This is a genomic window from Pseudomonas lactis, from assembly GCF_001439845.1.
Taxonomy (GTDB): domain Bacteria; phylum Pseudomonadota; class Gammaproteobacteria; order Pseudomonadales; family Pseudomonadaceae; genus Aquipseudomonas; species Aquipseudomonas lactis.
In genome coordinates, this window is the sequence record NZ_JYLO01000009.1 from 309575 (window position 1) to 329899 (window position 20325).

A 20325-nucleotide genomic window follows, 5' to 3' on the forward strand; every position below is an offset into this window, starting at 1 on the left:
CAGCATTAAATACGTAGCCCGATGGAAGGGGATTTGTTGAGGCTTCTATATAGGAAGAGCTGAAACTCGCCGGTGCGGACCGAATCCCTTGCGTGGCGGCCACCTCCGGTGCCGGATGCTGTCAGGGTGTTGTGGGCCACAACACTTGCCATGTCGCCGGCACGGATGCCGGATCCTGCCAAGGTGGTGCGGGCCGCACCACTTATATGGCTGCCACCTCCGGTGCCGGATGCTGTCAGGGTGTTGTGGGCCACAACACTTGCCGTGTCGCCGGCACGGATGCCGGATCCTGCCAAGGTGGTGCGGGCCGCACCACTTATATGGCGGCCACCTCCGGTGCCGGATGCTGTCAGGGTGTTGTGGGCCACAACACTTGCCATGTCGCCGGCACGGATGCCGGATCCTGCCAAGGTGGTGCGGGCCGCACCACTTATATGGCGGCCACCTCCGGTGCCGGATGCTGTCAGGGTGTTGTGGGCCACAACACTTGCCGTGTCGCTGGCACGAATGCCGGATCCTGGGCAAGTGATTTGGGCCGAGTCACTTGCGTGGCGGCCGCGGCGTATTTCGGTTCCTGTCAGGGTGTTGCGGGCCGCAACACTTGCTGTGTAGCTGGCACAGATTCCGGTCACGACCGCTTCGCTCTGGGCCGCGTTACCACGATATTCTGGTTGTCCACCTGACATCATGGATGTGTACCCCGATTAGGCTTCAGCAGATGCAGCATTCCGCTGAGTGTGTGTTTTGCGGTTTGTATCGACTCAGGGCTACGCGTCTGCGTTAGCGTCTTCGTCGGCTGCTCTGCGCCCTCTGGCGGGGCTGAAGCGTCTTGACGCTCGGGGCTCGCTTTTGCCTTGTCGTCAGGGTTCCATTGGCTGTTGAAATCGCCGCGAACGGCCATGCCGACGAGCGTCATTAAGTATCCAAGCGGGTTTCGGACCCCTCCCGAGTCACAGCGGTGGACCCATTGTTTGATGAGCGCGGTTTTCAACTCTGCTGGAACCTTTTGCAGCGCCAGGACCGCGTTCTGTTTTTGCTCGACCGGTAGTCGATGCAGTGCACCGAGCAAATCGGCAGCGATGTCGTTTGGTGTGGGCGGTACATGTACAGAGCTTTTACAAACATCTTTGTGTGTATCTGTATACGTACTATATGAGTTCGGATGCCGAACTAAGTCCGAACTCAGTGATTTACGGCTGAGTTCGGCATCCGAACTCTGCTCCAAAGCGATTCGCTCTTCGCCTTTTTCACTGAGTTCGGTATCCGAACTCAGTGGAGATAGAGCTATATTTTGCTGAGTTCGGATTCCGAACTCAGTCGCTTTAAGAACGACTGGAGCCTGCGCTTTGGTCCAGGCCTGGCTATTCATGCGGGATTCGATGATGTCCAGCCTGCTAGGTAAGCGTTGGCCAACATCAGGATCAGCTGCAAATTCCTTCCAGGCAATTTCTGCCACTTCGCGAATCACCTTGGTCTGGTGCTGCATTGACTGCGCGAGTAGCTGCAAGTAGTCCTTGTCGAACTCTATAGCTTCGGCCGGTGTGACCGGTTCGTCGTGAAGCAGGTAGACGTTGCCTTGCACTTGTCCACTCAGATCATTGCGCACCCGTCGCCCCAGGCTAAGCCAACGGGTGAGACGTAAGGTCACTAATGCTTTTGATACAGTTTCACGCGAGGCAGGCCTACCGGGTTGCATACCCAAATATGGCCGCAGTTGGTCATAGGTAGGGAACGCCGTAAGGCCGTCGTCATTGATCAGTAGGCGAAATACCTGCCAGGTGTTTCTTTCAAGCGGGGTTAAGCGATCATCCAAAAGCAATCGGCGAGGAACCGTTTCGTGTGGGTTCCCGCTGAAAATAATTCCGGAGTAGGGGGAAGACCCTTCAATCCCCGGAGGCGCCGACTCTTTTTTCTGAAGCAAATGAGCTTCAAGGTGACCCGAGGCCGAGTCTAAAAGCGTCGACAAGGGAAGCCGAGACAACCTCATAATACAGAGTCACCTTCCACCGATGTCGCTGCAGGCTGTGCAAGTCGTTGAGAAGACACAAGCTGTAGCCTTCTCGGAAGGCCAGGGTTTGCAGGAGGGTAAAGCCCTTCCTTTATCCAGGACTGAATGCGATGCCAGATGATGGCCAGGCTGAGGTTTTCGTGGGTCTCATCTGGGCTAGTATCCTGTGGAGCATTGAGTTCCTCGGCGACCAACATGGCGATGTCCAGCAACGCGAGACTGTCGCCAAGCTCTACCTGATGCTCTTGCATTAGGTGCGTCCATCGGTACCAAAGCTGAGCGTCCATCTCCTCACTGAATTCGCGCCAACGGCCACGACGTGCCGTCACGCCGATCATTAGGCGTTGAAGGGCCACATCCTGCGGAGACAGCCCGAAGAACTGTTGCAGCATTTGAGTGGTCGCGCCAAGTCGCAGCGCACGTTCAATCATGCGCACTTCTTCATCAGAACGCTGCGCGCCTGACAGTAGTTTTTTTACCATGTCCCCATCAATGGTGACGTTGCACCAAGACACGGGAGTGTTAAGCAGCAAGCTCAGTACTGAAGGTTGTTGGAGCTGAGCCAATATCTCTGGCTCCAGGCCCATTTCGATGCAGCGCCGAAGTTGGCCATTACGCATGTGATGAAGCACCTGTGACAGGATTGCTTCATTTATTGGTGTCTTGGACATGACGACTCCCCCTTGTAGAGTCCGTGTGTTAACTGGCTGAATTCGGACCGTTGTTGGCGACTGACTGGATTTCCAGGTCAATCAAACGTCTTGCGAGACGAATAATGCGGAACAGCTTCACTAGAGCGCCGTCGCTGAGACGGCATTCACTTTCAGGGGGCTGATCTTTTGTGTGAGGCTGGCCCAGTAAGATCTGGCCCAGTCCGGCTGCGAACTCAAAGTCAGCCAACGCGTCGATTTGAAGCTTGGGTTGCTGCTGAATCATTTTCAGTACGATGGCCATCGAGCCGCTCAAAGACTGGAGCAGCGTCAAGGTATGTTGGGCTGTGGCAGTAATTTCGACTTCCGCTTCGGGGTGTCGGTAGCTGAACCCGACGCCACCATCGATATCGATAAATTGACCTGGGGCTTTGACCGAGCTGGCTATTTCGCGAGCCAATTGAGCGATGTGCTGACGCAGGGTCGCGGTATTGTCTATTTCGCGTTCGATGTACCAAAGGTCAGAAATGGGATTGAGTCCGCCAGCTTGAACAGGGATGGCCACCAAGGCATTGGAGGCGAAGTCGGGCAAGACCTCACCGTCAAGCGCAGCGAGCTCCCGTTTCATCTTGTCGACTCTGGGAGAAGTCTTCACAGGGCTCGCAACGTGCCCATCGATACGTGCTTGGCGCTCTTGTGGGCTCATTTGCTCCTGCGGAGTTGGGGCCAGTTGCTGTTGCACCCCTTGAGGTGAAGGACTCTCTTTGGAGGGCGTCGTCTTATGTGTGCTGCCCCCCGAAGTAGTAGGGGGTAGTTGTAGAGGGTTCTGATTAGCCTCAATGCCATTGTTCGAAACGTTAAGTTGAGTCCCCCCCTCAAATTGCGATGCAGGGTACTGTGGCAGCTCAAGAACCGGCGTAGACCGGCGCAATTGGTCCTGGTTCTGAGTGATTTCCAACAGTATTTGCTCGTAGCCGAGGTTCAGCGGCTTTTTAAGGTGATCTATCAGTTCGTCCTGAAATCGCTGGAATAGAAATTCTTCAGCGTCGCCCTCAAACTGGGACAGTACATCTTGGAAAAGCGTATCGAAATCAAGGTGCTGCTCCTGCTCTTGATAATTGCGATCCCAGCACTGAAGAGCTGTTTTGCGCAAAGACAGAAGCTTTATGATTCTGTCTACTCCCAGTCCAGAGTACAGCGCGCCTGGAATTGCTGGCAGTAAGTACCGAATGGTGTCGTGCATACGACTCAAGTGAGACGCGGAGACCGGGTAGCCATCCGCTGACAGCCGCCGTGAAAGCTCACGTAATGAGATAGACTCCCCTGCCTCTGTTTCATACAGCGCTCTCGCTTTGTCGACCCCAATAGCCCGCTCAATGAACAGGAGCTGGCCTTGGAGGTCGTTTTCAGCCAAGTGGCCGGTGAGCGAGATGATTTCGCCCCGAACGGCGTCCCAGGGTCGAAATAGGCAGTGAAACTTGAAGTACTTCTCGTCGCCGGTCTCACGATACAACTCGTTTAAAATTGCCAGGCGAGTGTTGCCGCCGTTGCGGATCCGGTACTTATCTTCCCCAGGTTTACGAGTGACGGGAGGTGGCGTATCGAGTCCCCGATTTCGTATCGACTCTTTAATTTCATCGTACTTCGGGTTACGAGTCGTCCTTGGGTTTTCGTCATACGGCAGCGTTTCGTCGAGAGTCAACAGCATGGGGGTATCGACGATGGGGTCGCTCATTCGCGCTGCCACCGGCGACTTCGATTCAAACGCCGGCAGCAACAGCTTATCTTTCATGGTTTGGGCCAAAGACGCTTTCATACTCTGGCTCCTGGCTGCTCATAAGCCGGGCTTGCCGCCAAAAGCTGGTCAATGATTTTCAAAGCACGATCCAGAGCAGCTTCAAGTTCGGCAGTTGTCTCCAGCCGATAAACAATTTCTGAGTTCATCGACCTGGCGTTTTCACGTGCTTCCAACGCGATGCGTTCGCGCATCCCGTCGGGCAGGCGAATAACGAATTTTTCTTCATGCAGACGCTGTGGTTTGTTACTCATGGTGGGCTCCGATGCCTAGGGTAGAAAGTGTGTTCAGCGACGTTTCAACTGATCAGTGAGTTGGGTAGGTAACCCCTTGATGACTAATGAATTGGACGCCTCGTCGTACTCGATCTTGTCCCCTAGCAGATGCGCTTCAAAACTGATGGACAAGCCTTCGGCACGGCCGGTGAACCGACGGAATTGGTTGAGAGTGCGTTTATCCAGGGGGATTTCCGGCGACAGGCCGTAGTCCTTATTGCGGATATGGTCGTAGAACGCCTTGGGGCGATCTTCATCGATCAAGCCTGACAGTTCCTCCAGGCCCATGGGTTCACCGAGCTTGGCCTGGCTGGTGGCGTAGTCCACCAGGGCCTTGGTTTTCTCGCGGGCCGATTCGTCTGGCAGGTCTTCGTTTTCAACGAAGTCGCTGAACGCCTTGAGGAGGGCGCGGGTTTCGCCCGGGCCGTCGACGCCTTCCATGCAGCCAATGAAGTCGCTGAAATACCCCGAGATCTTCTTACCGTTTTTGCCTTTGATGTACGAGATGTACTGCTTGGATTGCTTGTTGTTCTGCCACTCGGACAAGTTGATACGCGCTGCCAGGTGCAACTGGCCAACGTCCAGGTGGCGTGAAGGAGTGACGTCCAGATCGTCAGTAACCACCACGCCTTCACTGTGGTGGAGCAGGGCGACAGTTAGGTAGTCGGTCATGCCTTGCTGGTAATGGGCAAACAGTACGTGGCCACCGGTGGAGAGGTTGGACTCTTCCATCAGCTTTTGCAGATGCTCGACCGCCGTGTGGCTGAAGGCGGTGAAGTCCTGGTCACCTTCAAAGTACTGCTTTAACCAGCCGCTAAACGGGTGCGCGCCGGACTCGGCATGGAAGAAACCCCAGGCCTTGCCTTGTTTGGCGTTATAGCTCTCGTTGAGGTCGGCAAGCATGTTCTCGATGGCGACCGATTCGGATAGCTCCGAATCGCGTGCCTGGAGAACAGCAGGTGTGCCATCGGGTTTTTTGTCGATCAGGTGGACGATGCAATGACGGATAGGCATTAGATTGCCTCCTGCGAGTGTAGGGTTTGAGCTCGATCAGCACGACGAATACGGGCTTTGGCGTTGAGGCCTGAGCGGTAATCGCTTGCGGTTGATGAGGTGTAAATCGATCCAAGGCCAGATTTCGTGAACTTGATATGGCCACCTTGAGTGCGAGACACCGTCCAGCCATTCGCTTCAGCAAACTTCACGAGTACACGAAGGCTCTCGCTTTTTCCGCGTAGGAGATTGGTGGTCATAGCTCTGCATCCCTGTCTGCCAGAACGTTACCGGTCTGGATCGCGATGATTTCAGCCTGATCGCCAGGAAACTTGGTACCGAGCTCATGCAAAAAGTGACGCGTAGCCTCACGTGCTCCAGGCACGCGGAACACCACGCTGCAGTGCTGAACTTCCGCGGGGTGTTGCAGGTGAGACATGACGGCCACTTTCAGCGAGCAGCACTGGAGGTAGCGGGGCACCCAAACCGACCAGAAGTAGCTGGATAGCAAGGCGCCCGCACAGAGCAGTTCAACGGTAATTGTTGCGCTGGGCGTGTTGGTCAGCTCGACGTAGCCGAGCTTCTCAAACTCCAACAGATCCTCACGCATGCTCATTGGGACCACGGTGCTGTGGTCACGAGCAAGGCGGCCGATCGCTTGAGCTAATGCGTCGAGCTCCACCGGGTTGATCCCAGATTTATGGGCATGAGCCACAGCAGAGGCTTCGAACACGGCACCGGCATGGATACTAGGAAATAGCTCGGCGCTACTGTGCATCCGACACCTCCTGAAGCTCCTCGATGTCATAGCTATTGCAAGTAGGGCAAATAAGCTCGTCCACTTCACCGCCGGGTAAGGCTGGAGCGCCACTCACTTGATGTTTCGGGTGGTGGCTATCGCATTGAAGGCACCAGTGAGTGATGCGTACGAGAGTATTCATCGCTGAGGTGTGCTTTTTCATAGTTGAGCCCCTTGCCAGCCGGCGTTGGGACTGAGGTTGGCAAACCGGGTCTGATTGGCGATGAAGGCTGTTCGTACGGTCCCAGTTGGGCCGTTACGCGCCTTGCCGAGAATGATTTCTGCAATGCCTTTGTGTTCGCTCTGAGGGTGGTACACCTCGTCCCGGTAGACGAACATAATCAGGTCCGCGTCCTGTTCAATCGCACCGCTATCACGCAGGTCTGCGTTGATCGGACGCTTATTTGGCCGTCGCTCCAGTTCTCGGTTGAGCTGGGAAAGCGCAACCACCGGGCAATTCATCTCTTTCGCTAGGGCCTTGAGGGACTGGGATATAGCGCTGATCTCGTTGGCCCTGTTTTCCTGACCTGGGCAGCGCATGAGCTGCAGGTAATCGATCAGGATCAAGCTCGGGTGTCCGAAGCGACGAGCTGCTCGACGAGATTTAGCTCTGATTACTGCAGGCGTGAGCGCTGATGAGTCGTCGATGACCAGCCGCTCTCCATAGCCATTAATACGAGAAACCGCTGCAGTCAGCTTCGGCCAATCATCATCATCGAGCTTGCCCTTCAATAGCCTGCCCAGATCGATATGGCCTAGGATGCCCATCAATCGATACATCAGTGCTTTGGCCGGCATTTCCATGCTGAAAACCTGAACTGTACGATCAAGCTTTGCCTGCAGAGCCGTATCTATGAAGTTCAAGGCCAGAGAGGTCTTCCCCATAGACGGGCGCGCGCCGAGGATGATCAGGTCGGCTTCTTGAAAACCCGACGTCAGCTCGTCCAGGTCCTCCAGGCCTGAAGGCAGGCCGGTCACGGTGATATTGCCGTTGAAATGTTCGTCTATTTGTTCGACGACGTTCGTCAGGCATTGGTTGATATTGACGAATTCCGTTGCGCTCTTGCCTTCACCCAGAGCGAACAGTTGCTGTTCAATTGATTCTTGAACATCCTCCGCACTTGCCAACGGGTCTGTCGCCTCGCGAGAGCATTGGTATCCAAGGGACATGAGCTGTCTGAGCCGAGAGCGATTACGCACGATGGATGCGTAATGCTCGATGTTGGCTACAGACGGCGTGTTTTTGGCCAGCTCGCCCAGATAGCTCAGCCCTCCGGCTTCGTCTGGCTCCTCCAACGCGTTGTGGACGGTGACGATGTCGAACGGAATGGACTTGTCAGCAAGGCTTGCCATTGTCCGGAACAGCAACCGATGGTCGTGTCGGAAAAAATCAGAGGCATCCAGTTTGTCTGCGACGAGATCCCAGGTGTTGTTGTCGAGCAGTAGCCCACCTAACACACCTTGTTCAGCCTCTACGGAGTAGGGAGGTGAGAGGTCAAGGTGATTCATTTCCCAGACTCCTGGCCTATCTGAAGAAAACCACTCCCGTTGCGTGCCCCCAGGGCTTTGACCATGTCGACTTCAACCTTCGCTGAATTGATCATGACCTGAGCAACCTCGGCAACCGCTTTGGCCCGTTCGATTTCCATTGGTCTTTCTGGGTCCAGGAGGCTCTCGATCGCGACGAACAGGTGATTACGTAGATCTTCAATCTTGTTCTTCATGTTCAACCTCCCGGATGGTGCGTTTGAGTTTGCCGATAGCGCGTATTGCGGATTTCAGCTCTTCCGGATACCGATGAATGGTGTTCCGACGCATACGTTCTGCTCTCGTCAGCAACTCCAGGTTATTCAGGGCTATATGGGCCTTGTTGCCGTCCTTGAAGCACACGCACATGTTTATAGGGACTGGTCCGTGATGCTCCTCCCAAAGCAGTACATGCACGGCTTTCCAGTCAACGGGTGGGTAACCGGTATCGGTGATTTTCTTCTGCTGATAACCGTCAGGAGTTGTGCGCAGGCTGCCAATAGGCAGCCAGTTCCCTGGTTTATTGCCGGCCTTAAACTGCGTCTGAGTCATACGGCCAGAGGAGGGGAGCCCCTTAAGGCCCTTATTCCATGGGACGGATCCCTTGGGAAAGCGGAATTCTGCGCCCAACTTGCCGTCAAGCCGGCCACAGAGACTACTGCGAAGAAACTCGGCGCTTTTGCTCAAGCCCAGCCGTTTGGCTTTGGCATAGACCTGATAGACGCTGAGCCCCAATTCGGCGGCTAGGACCTGAGTCGGTTCATTGGGATAGCGGGCAATGAGCGAGCGCTCTTCTGCCTCACTCCAAACATGGTGTTTGTGAACCGGGGCAAGCCCAAGTTGGGATCTGGCTTGTTCCAGCGCCGCCATGGCCAAAGGTGAAAGCGAATGAGTTCTCATTGGCTCCCTCCATGCCCAAGGGCTCCTTGTGACTGCTGTCCGACACCACGATGCAGCCTGGCATGCTTGCCCTGGTCCCATCCCGCTTGCAAAGAGCGGGTGTCATGACCTTTGGCTTCGATGGGCTTGATAATGGCTAGCGTTAGTTTTGGATGATGCCATTCCAGGTAGGCTTGGATCTCCAGCGCAGTGTTTTCGTCTATCCCACCTGCAAACTGGTTCACCTTAGAGGCGACGGCATTGAGCCAGCCCTCGGCAAACAGTTGGCCGCGGTGACGTTTGGTTTTCAGTTGGCAGCGCTTCTGCTGGGCAACATGAGCTCGTCGGGCTGCGACAAGCTGGTGATGCAGCGTTGAATAGGTGTGAGCTGCCAGATCGGGTGAAATACCTTTCCCCAAGAACTTGAAGGACCAGCCAAGTAGCGGATTGAAATACGCCAAGTGGCTGCAATCGAAGGCTTGGGAACAGATTGAGGCCAGGTTGTGCAGCCAATCCTGCGGTGCCCGACGGGTTTTGGTACCCACAATGGATTCTTCGATTGTATGGGCAGCGACTTCGGTGTGTTCCAAGTTGTACTGATTCATCAAATGGCGAGCTTGACGAAGTGCAATTTCCACTTCGTTTGGGGCAGCGCCTTGTGACTTGGCCAGCGCCATGAGTTTGGCGACCTTGCTGAGGACTTTTTGCTTGTCCATCATTCACCCCCTTCCTGTTGGAGGCGGGGGGAGAGCGCCTCTGACCACAGGCGAAGTGTTTCTTCCTCATCAGCAGAGAGGTGAGTCCGGGCAAGGCAGTCCGCAACCTTCTGTTTCAGGGCATCAAGGCGGTCTTGAACACTTGACCCATCGTCGTAAGCAATCTCTTGCTCAACAGCTTGCACAACGTCATTACGAAGAGAGAGAACCGTGCTTATCCAAAAAGCACTTGGGCTGGTCCAGCCAATGAGCTTTCGAGTTCTGGCAGGCGACAGGTAATCACGGAGCCTGAGATTGAACTCCCTAGGGGAATAACCATTCCTGAAAACGTCTGCTCGATTAAGCGTCAGCGCTGTTTTAAGAATATCTAGAAGAGGGTCCAAAGCCGTTGGCTCAGGAGCAAAGGGTTCTAAATATGTTTCAGCTACCAGGCGTTTGGCTTCGGCATATCGACTTTGCTGACGGCGTTTGGCTTGGTTTTCGTCGCGGCCGCGCTTTTCCTTCGCGTGCTTAATGTTCGAGTTCACTGACTCGATAAGCTTCGCGGCGTCCTGCAAAAGCTGAAGCTGGTCAACGCTCAACTGAGCGCCAATCCGACCGGGTAATTGGTAACCGCTTGTCAGGGCTCGGATTTCTCGTGCGGTTCCACTGAGCTTGGCTTGCAAGCTGCGCAATTGCTGAGCGCTGTAGTACTTGCCAACCTCTAGGATGAGGTTTGCAGTAATACTGCGGGCGTCGGTAATGGAGGGCTTCGCCATTTCAACGACCCTCCCTCACCAAGTTAGCTACCTTTTCCTCGGTCATGGCCTCGAAGCGGTCACGCCATTCTGGAAAAAGCTCAATGGCCAATTGGCGGATCACGACAAGGGCTGCAGGGGATATGCGGTTGGAAGGCTGTCTGTATTCCAAGCGGTGTACTGGGACGCCCAGGGATGAACTGTTACGAAACACCACTGCGGAGGGGACGACGCATTCCAGAACGTTGATTTCGTCATTGTCCTGGAAAATTTCCCGTACCGACTGCTCGATCATTTGCGCGTCGGTGGTTTGGTCGAGATTGTTGACGACGATCCGCACAGGAGGGATTTTCATGCCCAGGCGCCCATAGGCGCGCAGGCCGTCCAGCATCTGCATGGATCCCCGGCTGAACTCCCGTGCAGCGAGCATATTGGGCGGAAGTGGGGATATGACCAAATCAGAGGCTAGGACCACCATTTCGAGCATTGCCGACCTGGCGCCTTGGGTGTCAATCAGTACCAGGTCGAAATGATCTTTGAAGCCCGGCATCAGGTTGGCGAGTCGCAACCGTCCGTCAGGTGCTTGCAGGATCAGGCTGTTCAGTTGGTTGTTGATGTCGTTGGAAATGACAAGCGACAGGTTTGGTATCGTGGTGCTGGATATGATCTTGGCTGATTCGGTGATATTGAATGCCAGCAGGTCGTAGATGCCTCCTTGAGCTTCATCGACCAATTGGTAATACGAGGAGAGCGAAGGCTGTGCAGGATCTAGGTCGATCATGAGCACGCGCAGGCCTGCATCCGCACAAAAAGCGCCGAGGTTGGCCTCGATGGTAGTTTTGCCTACGCCGCCTTTGGTCGAAACGACCGCAGAGATTTTCATGGTTTGGAGCCTCTAATGTGGGTTCATTAGAGGCTGCGAGGCCACGGAAACAGCTATGTGTAGCGAACACGATCCTGGGCTATGAAGCACTAAAACCAATTGTCTTTTAACCAATTGGTCGTAGGTTCGAATCCCACACGACCCACCATTTTTGAGACCAGTTAACGCTGGAATCGAATCTTAAGATCAGAGGCCAAAAGCGCTGATCGAAGAAGGCGACTGAAAGGTCGCCTTTTTATTACCGGGGTATAGCGCAGTCCGGTAGCGCGCCTGCTTTGGGAGCAGGATGTCGGGAGTTCGAATCCCCCTACCCCGACCATATTAAAAATCCTCGTATCGAAAGATACGGGGATTTTTTTTGCCTGCGTGAATCCTGAATTCACCGCAAAACAAATGTGGGAGCGGCGGTGCAACGATTCGACTTGCTCGCGAATGCGCTGTGTCAGTCAGTACATCTGTGACTGAACCACCGCATTCGCGAGCAAGCCCGCTCCCACATTTACCAGGCCTATTTCGAGACCAGGTTGTTAATGCAATTTAAGGCGTGGCTCGGTGCCGCGGCCGATCTTGCTGCCCAGCATCAGCATCGCCGTGCGGAAGAACCCATACAGCGCCATCTGGTGCATGCGGTACAGCGACACGTAGAACATCCGCGCCAGCCAGCCTTCCAGCATCACACTGCCTGTCAAATTACCCATCAGGTTGCCCACTGCGGAAAAGCGCGACAGCGAGATCAGCGAGCCGTAGTCGGTGTACTTGTAGGTCGGCAGCTCCTTGCCTTCAATCCGCAGCTTGAGCGATTTGGCCAGCAATGACGCCTGTTGGTGAGCCGCTTGGGCCCGTGGCGGTACATTGCGGTCGGTGCCCGGCTGCGGGCAGGCGGCGCAATCACCAAAGGCGAAGATATTTTCGTCGCGGGTGGTTTGCAGGGTTTGCAGGACTTGCAGCTGGTTGATGCGGTTGGTTTCCAGGCCATCGATGTCCTTGAGGAAACCGGGGGCGCGGATACCGGCCGCCCAGACCTTGAGGCTAGCCGGAATCACCTGGCCGCTGCTGGTGATCAAGGCGTCGGAGGTTACTTCACTGACCGCCGAATTGGTCAGTACCGTCACCCCTAGTTTCTCCAGAGTTTTATGCACTGGCCCACCGATCCGCTCCGGCAGGGCAGGCAATACCCGCGGGCCGGCTTCGATCAGGGTGATGTGCATGTTTTCTGGCTTGATACGGTCCAGGCCATAAGCCGCCAGTTCATGGGCGGCGTTATGCAGCTCGGCGGCCAGCTCAACGCCGGTGGCACCGGCGCCGACGATGGCGACGCTGATCTGTTCAACGGCGTCGGTTTGGCCTGCATGGGCGCGCAGGTAGTGGTTGAGCAGTTGCTGGTGGAAGCGCTCGGCCTGCTTGCGGGTGTCGAGGAACAGGCAATGTTGCGCTGCGCCTTCAGTGCCGAAGTCGTTGGTAGTGCTGCCTACCGCAATCACCAGGCTGTCGTAGCCCAGCACACGAGCAGGCACCAGTTCGCGGCCTTCTTCGTCGAGGGTGGCGGCCAGCTGGATTTTCTTCTGTTCACGGTCAAGCCCGCTCATACGGCCCAGCTGGAACTCGAAGTGGTTCCATTTGGCTTGGGCGACGTAGTTGAGTTCGTCTTCCGAGGAATTCAGCGAGCCGGCAGCCACTTCGTGCAGCAAGGGCTTCCAGATGTGGGTCAGGTTGGTGTCGACCAGCGTGATGCTGGCCTTGCCACGCTTGCCCAGGGTCTTACCCAGGCGGGTAGCCAACTCCAGGCCGCCGGCACCGCCGCCGACGATAATAATACGATGGGTCATGGGGATATCTCGCAAGGCTAAAAGAAATCGGAGCAGTTACCATCGCGAGCGCCAAGCGGCTCATAGCGTCAGGTAACTCAATAGGCGGCTCAGCGCACCGAGCCCGATCACCACGACCAGCACCACGCAGAGGAGCAGCCACGGCCGGAAAGGCTTGCGCTCGACTCTGTTCTGGGAGAGTTGCAGGTACTCTTCGACACGCTCTTGGTCATCGGGTTTCAGGCGGCTGGTCATAAAGGCCTCGTCAGGTAGACGTTGCAAAGGGGCGCCACGTTACAGCCAGGGGCATCACAGGCTGATGCCGACATCAAACACTATGCTGCGGCCCAGGTTGTTGCGCAAGAAGTCCGGCGCGTCGGGATGTGCGAACAGGACCCGTGCGAATGTCGGCCCCACCAGCGATAGCGAGCGCCAGCCCTGACGCAGGTATTCGGTCGGCGGCGGAAAATGGCTGTTGAGGTCCAGCACCTCGCGTTTGAGGCTGGTAAACGCAATGAGGTCCAGTTCCCCCAGGTCCATGCCGCGCTCTTTGTAGTTGTGAGCTTTTTTACGCAGTGTGGGGGCCAGGCGCAGCAGGAACTCATGGGCGGGGATACGCCGTGGCTTGGCTTCACGCCGTACCAGTTGGCTCAAGGAGAAAGCACTGCGCCTGCGCAGCAGCTCATCGCGCCACTCGTCGTTCAGGCGGCGGCCCTCGTCCAGCACAAAAAAGACCTCGAAGCTGGCGTCGCGAAACAACACGTCGGGCGGCTCCTGGCCCGCCGCGTGGAATTCTTCGACACGGTAGGGCACGTTCAAGCCTTGCAGCAGGCGCTGGCAGACCCAACGCTCACGCTCCCACTTGCGGGCATTGGACAGGAATGCGTTGGCTTGTTCGGCCGCTACGGTGAGCAGGCGCAAGTAATCTGAGTCATCCATAGTCGCAGCTTAGCGTTCAAATGATGACCACAGGAAGTCTTGCCTTAAAACGCGGGTGTAGAATGCTCACGTGAAACAGGCCAGGGACGAGGTGTGTGATGAGTTTTTTAGTAAAGGCAGAGCGTCCGTGATCAGTGCTGCGGTTCTGGCACCCCAGACCCTCGGTATCGGCTGGCTGGTGTATGCGCCCGTGGTGATGTGGGCGATCCTTCGCTCGCCCTGGTTGGAGCTGTTTGCCGACCGTCGGCGCCAGCACTTGCTCTTCGGTACGGTGTTCGCGTTGTTCATGCTGTGGCTGGTGCGGCGGGATTTCGATACCGGTGTGTCCTACCACTTTATCGGCATGACCGCCGTGACTTTGCTGCTCGATTGGCCGCTGGCTATCGTCGGTGGCTTTGCCGCCCAGCTTGGCTTGATGCTGTTGGGGCGTCAGGACCTGGCTGCGCTTGGCGTCAATGGCCTGCTCCTGATCGTGCTGCCGGTGCTGGTCACCGAAGGGTGCGCGCTGCTGGTAGAGCGGGCGCAGCCGCGAAACCCCTTTGTGTATATCTTCTGTTCCGGCTTTTTTGCTGCCGCTCTCTCGGCATTGCTGTGCCTGTTGGCCGGCCTGGGCCTGTTGTGGTTCGACGGCCTTTTTGCGATGCCTGAGTGGTTGGAAGATTTTGTCGGTTACCTGTGGCTGATCATCTTTCCCGAAGCCTTTATCAACGGCATGGTCATCAGCGCGCTGGTGGTGTTTTGCCCGGAATGGCTGGAGACGTTCAACCGTACCCGCTACCTCTCAGCGCCGTGGAAGGACGACGATTCGCGGCGTTGATCCAGGTCAAATGCAGGGCAGCGGCGCAGGTCCATGCTCGGCAAAATTTTCAGGAGCATGAATCATGAGTGTGTATGAATGGGCACGGCAGGAGTTGCGCAGAAGCCAGGATGCAGCGCAGGAAATCGGGTTTGACCCCGGTTTGACCTTGCGCGCCATGCTCAGCGCAGTGGTGCAGCAAAGCAAGGGTGTACGCAGCTTTGAAGACCTGGCCGACGAGTTGCAATACCTTGCAGAAAACCTCGACGACCAGCAGGAATATGCCTTTATGCGGCCTTAGTGGCGCGGCGGCAGGTCTTCGGAAAACAGTTCGTCTTCGGCGTCGGGGGCCACTGGAATCTTGTGTTCTTCAGCGGCCCAGGCACCCAGGTCGATGAGTTTGCAACGGTCCGAGCAGAACGGCCGGTTGAGGTTGGTCGCTTTCCATTCCACGGGGGCGCCGCAGGTTGGGCAGTCGACGGTCAAGGGTTGGCTCATGATCGGCCTCCACGCAAAGTAAGGTAAAAGTGGTGCAGTCGCTCGACCTCGCCGTGCAGCCAGGCGAGGTCCTTATCGTTGACCAGCACGTCATCGGCATGGTTCAGGCGGTCTTCGCGGCTGGACTGGGCCTTGAGAATCGCCTGCACCTGTTGTTCGCTGATGCCATCGCGCTGCAGGGTACGCTGAATCTGCAGCGATTGCGGCACGTCGATCACCAGGATGCGCTGGGTCATGCTGTACTGCCCGGACTCGATCAGCAGCGGTGACACCAGGATCGCGTAGGGCGACTGGGCGCGTGCCAGGTGGCTGCGAATTTCCTCGGCGATCAGCGGGTGCAGCAAGGCTTCCAGCCACAGGCGCTCTTGTGGGACCTCAAAGATCAGTTTGCGCAGTGCGGCACGGTCCAGTCGGCCGTCGGCTTGCAGCACGCTGGCGCCGAAATGTTCGGCAATGCGCGCCAGCGCCGGGCGGCCAGGCTCGACCACCCAGCGCGCGGCGTGATCGGCGTCGACCAGGTCGATGCCCAGCTTGATAAAGTGCTCGGCCGCAGCGCTTTTGCCGCTGCCAATGCCGCCCGTGAGCCCAAGAATCCAGGGTGTTGCAACAGAAGTGGTCATCTGAAACCGACAGACTGCAAATAGAAGTCGGTTATTTGACCACCCCAGAGCAATGCAATCCAGCCGGCAATTGCCAGGCAGGGGCCAAACGGCATTGGCGCTGACACCTGGGCCTTACGCAAACGCAGCAAAATCAGCCCGGCAAACACGCCCAGCAGCGAGGCCATCAGCAGGGTCATCGGCAGAATCTGCCAGCCGCCCCAGGCTCCCAGCAAGGCCAATAATTTGAAGTCGCCATGGCCCATGCCGTCTTTGCCGGTGGCCAGCTTGAACAGCCAGAACAGGCACCACAAGCTCATGTAGCCGATAACCGCGCCCCATACTGCATCGGGCAATGGCGTCAGCAGGTCAGCGCTGTTGAGGATCAGCCCCAGCCATAGCAGCGGCAGCACCAGCACATCCGGCAGTAATTGGTGGTCCAGATCAATCAGGCTCATCCCCAGCAAGCCCCAACTCAGCAGCATCACCGCGCCGGCTTGCCAGCCGAAGCCGAAGTGCCAGGCGACAGCGGCGCAGATCAGCGCGCAGGCCAGTTCGGTGAGAGGGTAACGCAGGCCGATGGGCTCACGGCAGTGGGCACAATGCCCCCGGAGCAGCAGGTAGCTGAGCACCGGGATATTTTCCCAAGGCCGAATCGGTTGATTGCAGCGCGGGCAGCAAGAGTTCGGATGCATCAGGTTATAGGCCGGCCCACCGGGCTCGGCTGGCAAGTCGAGAATCTCATGGGCCTGGGCACGCCACTCCCGCTCGAGCATTTTGGGCAGGCGCCACGCCAACACATTGAGGAAGCTACCGACGATCAGGCCCAACACCAGCGCAAGGCCAACAAACGCCCAGGGATGTTCGTTCAGCAGCAAGCTCAAAACGCCGTCCCCAATTGGAACACCGGCAAGTACATGGCGACTACCAGCGCGCCGACAATCCCCCCCAATACCACCATGATCAGCGGCTCCATCAGGCTGGTGAGGTTGTCGACCAAGGTATCCACGTCTGACTCGTAGTGGTTCGCGACTTTTTCCAGCATGCGGTCCAGGGTGCCGGACTCCTCACCGATTGCGGTCATCTGGATCGCCATGCCTGGGAACAGGCCGCTGTTATGCATCGATTGATTCAACTGCATGCCTGTGGATACATCGTGGCGCATACGTTCGATTGCCTGTTTGAAAGGGCCATTGCCGACGGCGCCAGCCACCGAACCCAATGCCTGTACCAGAGGAACGCCCGCCGCAAAGGTAGTGGATAGCGTGCGGGCGTAGCGGGCGACCGCAGATTTGTGCAGCAGTTTGCCTGCCACGGGCACTTTCAACAAACCTGCTGCCCACCCATGGCGAAACCCCGGGTAAGTACGGTAGGCGTGGCTTCCTGCAACCAGCGCCGCGCCTACACCCAGCCCCAGCATCCACCACGCCTGTTGCAGCAGTTCCGATAGCGCGATGACCCCCAGGGTAAACCCCGGCAATTGGCCGTTGACCCCGGCGAACAAGTTCTGGAATTGCGGCACCACATGGATCAACAGCACTGTGCTCACCCCTGTGGCAATTACCAGTACCGCGATAGGGTAGGTCATGGCTTTCTTGATCCTGGTTTTGAGCCGTTGGCTTTTTTCCAGATGAATCGCCACGCGCTCCAGTAGGGTTTCCAGGGCTCCGGCCATTTCGCCAGCCGCTACCAGATTGCAGTACAGTTCATCGAAGTAGCAGGGATATTGACGCAGGGCAGCGGCCAACGGGTGGCCGCTGGCAATATGCTGTTTCAACGCCTTCACCAGTTCGCGCAGCTGTTGGTTTTCGACGCCTTCGCTGATGATGTCGAAGGCTTGCAGCAGCGGGATGCCGGCCTTGAGCAAAGTGGCCAACTGGCGAGTGAACAGGGCGATATCCACAGGCGTTATGCGCGTCTTGAAGGTCGGCAGTGCACAAGACTTCTTGCGCACACGCTCGGGGCAGATCCCTTGCTGGCGCAGTTGTACCTTGATCAGCGCAAGGTTATGGCCGGCGATTGTTCCGGATACCCGGCGCCCTTTGCGGTTGATGCCCTCCCAGGCATAGATTGTCGACGTATCGTTCATGTGAGGTTGGCGCACCCAGGTTGTGAAGAATTTATAGCTTAGTCAGGTGGCGGAGTCGGGCAGGCTGGTGCTGGGCGATAAAATGTCAGATTGTGCGTCTTGCAGGCGAACGGCTGCGTGGGGATGAGTACACTGGCGCCGTTGCACACTACGGGGCGCAGGACGCGCCTTGTCATGGTTCTATTCTGGAGAGTGAAAGAGATGCGTCAAAAAGGTTTTACCTTGATCGAGTTACTGATCGTCGTGGCAATCATCGGCATTTTGGCCACCATCGGTCTGCCCATGTACACCAAGCACCAGGCCAAGGCCAAGTTCACTGCGGGGTTGGCGGAAATCAGCGCGTTAAAGGCCGGCTATGAAGACGTCATCAACCAGGGCACTGTGCCGACCCTGGCGCTCATCGGGGGCTCCAGCCCTACCGCCAACTGCACCATCGATGTGACAGGCGATGTAGCCTCGGGCGCAGGTACTATCCGTTGTGAAATCCTCGATGCGCCCGCGCCCGTGCTCGGCAAGACCATCACCCTGACCCGCAGCGCTAGCACCGGATGGAGCTGTGCCACCACGGTAGACCCGCAGTACGCAGCCAAGGGTTGCGGCGCCAACGGGGCGTGACAGTCGCCGGGCGGTGAGCGAGCAAGTTGCTGCATGCCCAATGCAGTGCTAGCTTTAGCCCACCGCCCGTGTAGCTCAGCCGGTAGAGCAGCGCACTCGTAACGCGAAGGTCGCAGGTTCGATTCCTGTCTCGGGCACCACAGGCACCACTGTTTCAACGGCAATGTTTTCAGATGATCCCAGAATGGTTCTGAAGGCCAGGTGAGCCGGGCATTTGCGCCCGCTCTTTTGTATCTGCGCAACCTTGAAGACCCAGATGCATTCCCATTCCTCGATCTAAGAGAACAACATGACCACGACTGAAATGACCCAGGACGCTCGGCACGAACAAGCGCTCAAGCACTACCTTGAGGACACGCCGCAGCTAAAAGAAGAGATCAAGGACCTGAGTGCCGATGATCAGCGCGACCAGATTCAGTGGGCATTCGAGGACGAGGCCGAGAGCCAGAACCTCCAGCCTTGGGAGCTGACCCTCAAGTACACCACGACCCCTGAAGAGTTCGAAGCTGCACGGTTGGCCTTGCACAAAGAGGCGGCCGAGGTGCTGGGTGTCGAATGGGACGAGTACTGCGAGATGAATAACCTCGTAGTTTAAAAGCAGCCTGTAGGAGCGAGCTTGCTCGCGAAAAACGCTAGCGATAACCCGTACCTCTGGAGGGCACGCGGTGGTCTTGAGTTTTTCGCGAGCAAGCTCGCTCCTACAATTACGGCATCTTTCAGATACTGAGGCGCATCGACAGGTCCACCGCCTTCACATCCTTGGTCATCGCGCCGATGGAGATGTAGTCCACGCCGGTTTCAGCGATAGGCAGCAAGGTGGTTTCATTGATCCCGCCGCTGGCTTCCAGCTTGGCTTTGCCGGCGTTCAGGCGCACGGCTTCGCGCATGTCTTCCAGGCTCAGTTCATCCAGCATGATGATGTCGGCACCCGCCGCCAGGGCTTCGCGCAACTCTTCCAGGCTTTCCACTTCGATTTCCACCGGCTTGCCCGGGGCGATCTTGTGGGCGGCCGTAATCGCTTGGGCAATACCACCGCAGGCGGCGATGTGGTTTTCCTTGATCAGGAACGCGTCATACAGCCCGATACGGTGGTTGTGGCAACCGCCGCAGGTCACCGCGTACTTCTGCGCCAAACGCAGACCTGGGAGTGTCTTGCGGGTGTCCAGCAGTTTGACCTGGGTGCTCGCGACAAAGTCCGCCAGGAACTGCGCTCGGGTGGCTACACCTGACAGCATCTGCAAAAAATTCAGCGCACTGCGTTCACCCGTGAGCAGCGAGCGTGCCGGGCCTTCAAGGTGGAACAGCGCCTGGTTGGGGCTGACACGTTCACCGTCAGCTACCTGCCAATGCACGGCGACCCGTGGGTCCAGTTGACGAAACACTGCATCCACCCAGGCCGTACCGGCAATCACGGCCGCTTCACGGGTAATGATCGTGGCCTTGGCCAGCCGTTCGGCCGGGATCAACTGCGCGGTGATGTCACCACTGCCGATGTCTTCCAGCAGTGCGCGGCGCACGTTGGCTTCGATTTCGGCGGTGAGGTCGGCAAGACGGAGGTTCGGCATAACAGGCTCCACAAACAAAGTGCCTCGATTATAGGGCCAGCGTGCGTTCTAACCCAGGCTCGCCACTCATTTACCGCACAAAGTCAGAGTGTGCTGGCGCAACTGCCCTTGTTTGCAAGATAATCTCGCGCCTTGCAATTGGCGTCATAGCTTTGAC

26 protein-coding genes and 2 tRNA genes are annotated in these 20325 nt (G+C 57.0%); 6 read left to right on the plus strand and 22 right to left on the minus strand.

Annotated elements, in window-relative coordinates; translation table 11 throughout:
- Positions 1 to 5: 5 nt before the first annotated feature.
- From TX24_RS31885 to TX24_RS17760, 14 genes are all read right to left on the minus strand, one after another.
- Complete coding sequence (locus TX24_RS31885; protein WP_125919920.1) at positions 6 to 689, minus strand: hypothetical protein; 684 nt, start codon at positions 687 to 689, stop codon at positions 6 to 8.
- Positions 686 to 1987, minus strand: a complete 1302-nt coding sequence (locus TX24_RS17705; RefSeq protein ID WP_019816979.1) for an STY4528 family pathogenicity island replication protein — start codon at positions 1985 to 1987, stop codon at positions 686 to 688. The genes TX24_RS31885 and TX24_RS17705 overlap by 4 nt, the downstream gene beginning before the upstream one ends.
- The gene (locus tag TX24_RS17710) at positions 1984 to 2679 is read right to left on the minus strand and encodes a DUF2857 domain-containing protein (protein WP_008437329.1); all 696 of its coding nucleotides are present in this window, start codon (positions 2677 to 2679) and stop codon (positions 1984 to 1986) included. Before TX24_RS17710 ends, TX24_RS17705 begins: the two co-directional genes overlap by 4 nt.
- Positions 2680 to 2707: 28 nt before the next feature.
- Positions 2708 to 4474, minus strand: a complete 1767-nt coding sequence (locus TX24_RS17715; protein WP_008437328.1) for a ParB family protein — start codon at positions 4472 to 4474, stop codon at positions 2708 to 2710.
- Complete coding sequence (locus TX24_RS32750; RefSeq protein WP_008437327.1) at positions 4471 to 4707, minus strand: Arc family DNA-binding protein; 237 nt, start codon at positions 4705 to 4707, stop codon at positions 4471 to 4473. The genes TX24_RS17715 and TX24_RS32750 overlap by 4 nt, the downstream gene beginning before the upstream one ends.
- Positions 4708 to 4740: 33 nt before the next feature.
- Complete coding sequence (gene yejK / locus TX24_RS17725) at positions 4741 to 5742, minus strand: nucleoid-associated protein YejK (protein WP_008437326.1); 1002 nt, start codon at positions 5740 to 5742, stop codon at positions 4741 to 4743.
- The gene (locus TX24_RS30985) at positions 5742 to 5981 is read right to left on the minus strand and encodes a type II toxin-antitoxin system HicA family toxin (protein ID WP_008437325.1); all 240 of its coding nucleotides are present in this window, start codon (positions 5979 to 5981) and stop codon (positions 5742 to 5744) included. The genes yejK and TX24_RS30985 overlap by 1 nt, the downstream gene beginning before the upstream one ends.
- Complete coding sequence (locus TX24_RS17730) at positions 5978 to 6499, minus strand: hypothetical protein (RefSeq protein WP_008437321.1); 522 nt, start codon at positions 6497 to 6499, stop codon at positions 5978 to 5980. The genes TX24_RS30985 and TX24_RS17730 overlap by 4 nt, the downstream gene beginning before the upstream one ends.
- 180 nt (positions 6500 to 6679) lie before the next feature.
- Positions 6680 to 8029 (minus strand): replicative DNA helicase, encoded by a 1350-nt coding sequence (gene dnaB / locus TX24_RS17735; RefSeq protein WP_008437319.1) that lies wholly within the window; start codon positions 8027 to 8029, stop codon positions 6680 to 6682.
- Positions 8026 to 8244 carry a hypothetical protein gene (locus TX24_RS17740; RefSeq protein ID WP_008437317.1) on the minus strand — a complete coding sequence of 73 codons (219 nt, stop codon included), beginning with the start codon at positions 8242 to 8244 and terminating at the stop codon, positions 8026 to 8028. The genes dnaB and TX24_RS17740 overlap by 4 nt, the downstream gene beginning before the upstream one ends.
- Positions 8228 to 8947 (minus strand): HNH endonuclease signature motif containing protein, encoded by a 720-nt coding sequence (locus tag TX24_RS30990; RefSeq protein ID WP_020301295.1) that lies wholly within the window; start codon positions 8945 to 8947, stop codon positions 8228 to 8230. The genes TX24_RS17740 and TX24_RS30990 overlap by 17 nt, the downstream gene beginning before the upstream one ends.
- A complete protein-coding gene (locus TX24_RS17750; protein WP_008437315.1) occupies positions 8944 to 9645 on the minus strand; it encodes a DUF2786 domain-containing protein in 702 nt (233 codons plus the stop codon). The genes TX24_RS30990 and TX24_RS17750 overlap by 4 nt, the downstream gene beginning before the upstream one ends.
- A complete protein-coding gene (locus TX24_RS17755) occupies positions 9642 to 10400 on the minus strand; it encodes a hypothetical protein (protein ID WP_008437314.1) in 759 nt (252 codons plus the stop codon). The genes TX24_RS17750 and TX24_RS17755 overlap by 4 nt, the downstream gene beginning before the upstream one ends.
- 1 nt (position 10401) lies before the next feature.
- Positions 10402 to 11262 carry a ParA family protein gene (locus TX24_RS17760; protein WP_008437313.1) on the minus strand — a complete coding sequence of 287 codons (861 nt, stop codon included), beginning with the start codon at positions 11260 to 11262 and terminating at the stop codon, positions 10402 to 10404.
- Positions 11263 to 11504: 242 nt separating this feature from the next.
- On the opposite strand from TX24_RS17760, the gene TX24_RS17765 reads away from it, so the two are divergent.
- Positions 11505 to 11581: transfer RNA gene (locus TX24_RS17765), tRNA-Pro, on the plus strand.
- Between the two features lie 208 nt (positions 11582 to 11789).
- Here TX24_RS17765 and TX24_RS17770 read toward each other — a convergent pair.
- From TX24_RS17770 to TX24_RS17780, 3 genes are read right to left on the minus strand one after another with little or no spacing between them, the layout of a single operon-like run.
- Entirely contained in the window at positions 11790 to 13088 is a 1299-nt protein-coding gene (locus TX24_RS17770; RefSeq protein ID WP_003188428.1) for an NAD(P)/FAD-dependent oxidoreductase, read from the minus strand.
- Positions 13089 to 13148: 60 nt separating this feature from the next.
- The gene (locus TX24_RS17775; protein WP_032893628.1) at positions 13149 to 13322 is read right to left on the minus strand and encodes a DUF3094 family protein; all 174 of its coding nucleotides are present in this window, start codon (positions 13320 to 13322) and stop codon (positions 13149 to 13151) included.
- A 54-nt stretch (positions 13323 to 13376) separates the two neighbouring features.
- Positions 13377 to 14006, minus strand: coding sequence for a DUF1780 domain-containing protein (locus TX24_RS17780; protein WP_003188431.1), 630 nt, complete (start codon positions 14004 to 14006; stop codon positions 13377 to 13379).
- Positions 14007 to 14133: 127 nt separating this feature from the next.
- Here TX24_RS17780 and TX24_RS17785 point away from each other — a divergent pair, with 127 nt between their 5' ends.
- Together TX24_RS17785 and TX24_RS17790 are read left to right on the plus strand one after the other, a co-directional pair.
- The gene (locus TX24_RS17785) at positions 14134 to 14823 is read left to right on the plus strand and encodes an energy-coupling factor ABC transporter permease (protein WP_057710771.1); all 690 of its coding nucleotides are present in this window, start codon (positions 14134 to 14136) and stop codon (positions 14821 to 14823) included.
- Positions 14824 to 14887: 64 nt separating this feature from the next.
- Complete coding sequence (locus TX24_RS17790; protein WP_003171680.1) at positions 14888 to 15103, plus strand: hypothetical protein; 216 nt, start codon at positions 14888 to 14890, stop codon at positions 15101 to 15103.
- Here the strand turns inward: TX24_RS17790 and yacG are convergent.
- The 4 genes from yacG to TX24_RS17810 are packed head-to-tail and all read right to left on the minus strand — an operon-like array spanning position 15100 to position 17988.
- Positions 15100 to 15300 carry a DNA gyrase inhibitor YacG gene (gene yacG / locus TX24_RS17795; protein WP_003188437.1) on the minus strand — a complete coding sequence of 67 codons (201 nt, stop codon included), beginning with the start codon at positions 15298 to 15300 and terminating at the stop codon, positions 15100 to 15102. The two genes, TX24_RS17790 and yacG, sit on opposite strands and share 4 nt — an antisense overlap.
- Positions 15297 to 15920, minus strand: a complete 624-nt coding sequence (gene coaE, locus TX24_RS17800; protein ID WP_003188438.1) for a dephospho-CoA kinase — start codon at positions 15918 to 15920, stop codon at positions 15297 to 15299. Before coaE ends, yacG begins: the two co-directional genes overlap by 4 nt.
- Positions 15917 to 16783: a prepilin peptidase gene (locus tag TX24_RS17805; RefSeq protein WP_057710772.1), complete on the minus strand. Its 867-nt coding sequence runs from the start codon at positions 16781 to 16783 to the stop codon at positions 15917 to 15919. The genes coaE and TX24_RS17805 overlap by 4 nt, the downstream gene beginning before the upstream one ends.
- On the minus strand, positions 16780 to 17988 hold the full coding sequence (locus TX24_RS17810) for a type II secretion system F family protein (RefSeq protein WP_057710773.1): 1209 nt from the start codon (positions 17986 to 17988) through the stop codon (positions 16780 to 16782). Before TX24_RS17810 ends, TX24_RS17805 begins: the two co-directional genes overlap by 4 nt.
- Positions 17989 to 18189: 201 nt before the next feature.
- Between TX24_RS17810 and TX24_RS17815 the strand changes: the two genes are divergently transcribed.
- The 3 genes from TX24_RS17815 (at position 18190) to TX24_RS17825 (ending at position 19198) form a co-directional block, all read left to right on the plus strand.
- Positions 18190 to 18603 (plus strand): pilin, encoded by a 414-nt coding sequence (locus TX24_RS17815; protein ID WP_057710774.1) that lies wholly within the window; start codon positions 18190 to 18192, stop codon positions 18601 to 18603.
- A 64-nt stretch (positions 18604 to 18667) separates the two neighbouring features.
- Positions 18668 to 18743, plus strand: a tRNA-Thr gene (locus TX24_RS17820).
- Between the two features lie 149 nt (positions 18744 to 18892).
- Complete coding sequence (locus TX24_RS17825; RefSeq protein ID WP_057710775.1) at positions 18893 to 19198, plus strand: DUF6388 family protein; 306 nt, start codon at positions 18893 to 18895, stop codon at positions 19196 to 19198.
- Between the two features lie 121 nt (positions 19199 to 19319).
- Here TX24_RS17825 and nadC read toward each other — a convergent pair whose 3' ends face one another.
- On the minus strand, positions 19320 to 20168 hold the full coding sequence (gene nadC, locus TX24_RS17830; protein WP_003188446.1) for a carboxylating nicotinate-nucleotide diphosphorylase: 849 nt from the start codon (positions 20166 to 20168) through the stop codon (positions 19320 to 19322).
- Between the last annotated feature and the right edge of the window lie 157 nt (positions 20169 to 20325).